Here is a 2,913-nt window from a genome sequence, read left to right as displayed (position 1 = left end):
ACACCAATGAACACTGAAGAAGTGGTCAAGCTACAAAGGGCTGATGGTGGATACCTAGGCACACAGAGGCGAAGAAGGACGCGGTTACCGGCGATACGCCACGGGGAGTTGGAAGCAGACATTGATCCGTGGATTTCCGAATGGGGCAACCCTAAATACGGCCTGCTGAATCTATAGGCAGGTGCGAGCGAACTCAGCGAACTGAAACATCTTAGTAGCTGAAGGAAGAGAAAGAAAACTCGATTCCCCTAGTAGCGGCGAGCGAAGCGGGAAGAGCCTAAACCAGAGTGCATGCATTCTGGGGTTGTGGGACAGCGATATGGAATCTAGAGACTAGACGAAGCACTTGAGAGGTGCACCAGAGGAGGTGAGAGTCCTGTAGTCGAAAGTTAACGGATACTAGCTGAATCCCGAGTAGCATGGGGCACGTGGAATCCCGTGTGAATCATCGAGGACCACCTCGAAAGGCTAAATACTCCTGTGTGACCGATAGTGAACCAGTACCGCGAGGGAAAGGTGAAAAGAACCCCGGGAGGGGAGTGAAATAGAACATGAAACCATCAGCTTACAAGCAATCGAAGCCCGATTAAACGGGTGACGGTGTGCCTGTTGAAGAATGAGCCGGCGACTTATAGGTACTGGCAGGTTAAGGCGAGGATGCCGGAGCCAAAGCGAAAGCGAGTCTGAATAGGGCGATAGTCAGTATTTATAGACCCGAACCCGGGTGATCTAACCATGTCCAGGATGAAGCTTGGGTAACACCAAGTGGAGGTCCGAACCGACTGATGTTGAAAAATCAGCGGATGAGGTGTGGTTAGGGGTGAAATGCCAATCGAACCCGGAGCTAGCTGGTTCTCCCCGAAATGTGTTGAGGCGCAGCGGTAGAGATTATAGCGGGGGGGTAAAGCACTGATTCGGTGCGGGCTGCGAAAGCGGTACCAAATCGAGTCAAACTCTGAATACCCCGTGTACACTCTACCAGTGAGACGGTGGGGGATAAGCTTCATCGTCAAGAGGGAAACAGCCCAGACCACCAGCTAAGGTCCCCAAATCACGACTAAGTGATAAAGGAGGTGGGAGTGCATAGACAACCAGGAGGTTTGCCTAGAAGCAGCCATCCTTAAAAGAGTGCGTAATAGCTCACTGGTCAAGCGCTCCTGCGCCGAAAATGAACGGGGCTAAGTCGTGTACCGAAGCTGTGGGATATATCTATCGATGTATCGGTAGGGGAGCGTTCCGTAGTAGTGAGAAGCATTAGCGAAAGCAGGTGTGGACGAAACGGAAGTGAGAATGTCGGCTTGAGTAGCGCAAACATTGGTGAGAATCCAATGCCCCGAAATTCTAAGGGTTCCTCCGCAAGGCTCGTCCACGGAGGGTTAGTCGGGACCTAAGGCGAGGCGGAAACGCGTAGTCGATGGACAACGGGTCAACATTCCCGTACCGATTTAGAGTTGTGCAGAGGGACGGAGAAGGCTAAGTCAGCCGCAAGTTGGTTAGCGGTTTAAGCATCCGAGGTGATGAGAGACGGCGAAAACGTCTTGAGCTGAGGTGTGAGTACGAGGGTCTACGGACTCGAAGTGACTGATGTCAAGCTTCCAAGAAAAGCTCTAACCACGTTAACTCTAGATTGCCCGTACTCTAAACCGACACAGGTGGAAAAGTTGAGGATACTAAGGGGCGCGAGATAACTCTCTCTAAGGAACTCGGCAAAATGGCCCCGTAACTTCGGGAGAAGGGGTGCCACCGAGAGGTGGTCGCAGTGAAGAGTCCCAGGCGACTGTTTACCAAAAACACAGGTCTCCGCTAAGTCGAAAGACGATGTATGGGGGCTGACGCCTGCCCAGTGCCGGAAGGTTAAGGAAGTCGGTCAGGCTCTTTTGAGCTGAAGCTGGCGACTGAAGCCCCGGTGAACGGCGGCCGTAACTATAACGGTCCTAAGGTAGCGAAATTCCTTGTCGGGTAAGTTCCGACCCGCACGAAAGGCGTAACGATCTGGGAGCTGTCTCGGAGAGAGGCTCGGCGAAATAGGATTGTCTGTGAAGATACGGACTACCTGCACCTGGACAGAAAGACCCTATGAAGCTTTACTGTAGCCTGGTATTGGGTTCGGGCTTTGACTGCGCAGGATAGGTGGGAGACTAAGAAGCAATCCTTGTGGGGGTTGTGGAGTCAACGGTGAGATACCACTCTGTCAAGGCTAGAATTCTAACCTCTGCCCGTTATCCGGGAGAGGGACGGTATCAGGTGGGCAGTTTGACTGGGGCGGTCGCCTCCTAAAAGGTAACGGAGGCGCGCAAAGGTTCCCTCAGGCTGGTTGGAAATCAGCCGAAGAGTGTAAAGGCATAAGGGAGCTTGACTGCGAGACTGACAAGTCGAGCAGGGACGAAAGTCGGCCTTAGTGATCCGACGGTTCTGAGTGGAAGGGCCGTCGCTCAACGGATAAAAGTTACTCTAGGGATAACAGGCTGATCTCCCCCAAGAGTTCACATCGACGGGGAGGTTTGGCACCTCGATGTCGGCTCATCGCAACCTGGGGCGGTAGTACGTCCCAAGGGTTGGGCTGTTCGCCCATTAAAGCGGTACGTGAGCTGGGTTCAGAACGTCGTGAGACAGTTCGGTCCATATCCGGTGCAGGCGTAGGAGCATTGAGAGGATTCCTCCTTAGTACGAGAGGACCGGGAGGAACGCACCGCTGGTGTGCCTGTTGTCGTGCCAACGGCAAACGCAGGGTAGCCAAGTGCGGAGTGGATAACCGCTGAAAGCATCTAAGTGGGAAGCCCACCTCAAGATGAGTGCTGCCATGGGGTTAACCCAGTAAGGTCACGGGCAGAACACCCGTTGATAGGCTGTAGATGGAAGTGTGGCAACACATGAAGTCGAGCAGTACTAACAGACCGAGGGCTTGACCTCACA

At 53.5% G+C, this 2,913-nt stretch carries 1 rRNA gene; it reads left to right on the top strand.

What is annotated here, in order from left to right:
* The first annotated feature begins 23 nt into the window (after positions 1 to 23).
* Positions 24 to 2,910: ribosomal RNA gene (locus tag ACQ4M4_RS28645) — 23S ribosomal RNA — on the top strand.
* Positions 2,911 to 2,913: the final 3 nt, after the last annotated feature.

It is taken from the genome of Leptolyngbya sp. AN02str (assembly GCF_050565595.1).
Taxonomy (GTDB): domain Bacteria; phylum Cyanobacteriota; class Cyanobacteriia; order Elainellales; family Elainellaceae; genus Kaiparowitsia.
The sequence above is the reverse complement of the archived record's forward strand: the minus strand, read 5'-3'. Positions and strand labels throughout refer to the sequence as shown.